Source organism: Tepidimonas fonticaldi (genome assembly GCF_001675355.1).
In the GTDB taxonomy this organism is placed as follows: domain Bacteria; phylum Pseudomonadota; class Gammaproteobacteria; order Burkholderiales; family Burkholderiaceae_C; genus Tepidimonas; species Tepidimonas fonticaldi.
In genome coordinates this window covers 1-610 of sequence record NZ_LZDH01000022.1, presented here as the reverse complement: position 1 = coordinate 610, position 610 = coordinate 1, and the positions used below count along the sequence as shown (strand labels likewise).

General features: G+C 93.4%; 1 pseudogene. It reads left to right on the top strand.

The features are described from left to right. Positions 1 to 274 (top strand): annotated as a pseudogene (locus tag A9O67_RS13685) (iron chelate uptake ABC transporter family permease subunit); the annotation flags it as partial. Positions 275 to 610: the final 336 nt, after the last annotated feature.

The following is a 610-nucleotide window of genomic DNA, read 5'->3' as shown; positions in this document are numbered from 1 at the left end:
GGCGGGGGCGCGGGGCGGGGCGGGGGCGGAGAGCGGGCGCGTTGCCGTCGGCGGGCTGGCCGCGCCGCACCGGGGGCGCTCGCGGGGGCCGGCGGCGCGCGGCTGGCGGGTGGCGCTGGCGGCGGCCATGGGCGGCGCGCTGCTGCTGGCCGCCGACACGCTGGCGCGCTGGTGGCTGGCGCCGCAGGAGCTGCCGGTGGGCGTGCTGACCGCGGTGCTGGGCGGCGGCTACCTGCTGTGGCTGATGCACCGGGGGGGGGGGGGGGGGGGGGGGGGGGGGGGGGGGGGGGGGGGGGGGGGGGGGGGGGGGGGGGGGGGGGGGGGGGGGGGGGGGGGGGGGGGGGGGGGGGGGGGGGGGGGGGGGGGGGGGGGGGGGGGGGGGGGGGGGGGGGGGGGGGGGGGGGGGGGGGGGGGGGGGGGGGGGGGGGGGGGGGGGGGGGGGGGGGGGGGGGGGGGGGGGGGGGGGGGGGGGGGGGGGGGGGGGGGGGGGGGGGGGGGGGGGGGGGGGGGGGGGGGGGGGGGGGGGGGGGGGGGGGGGGGGGGGGGGGGGGGGGGGGGGGGGGGGGGGGGGGGGGGGGGGGGGGGGGGGGGGGGGGGGGGGGGGGGGGGG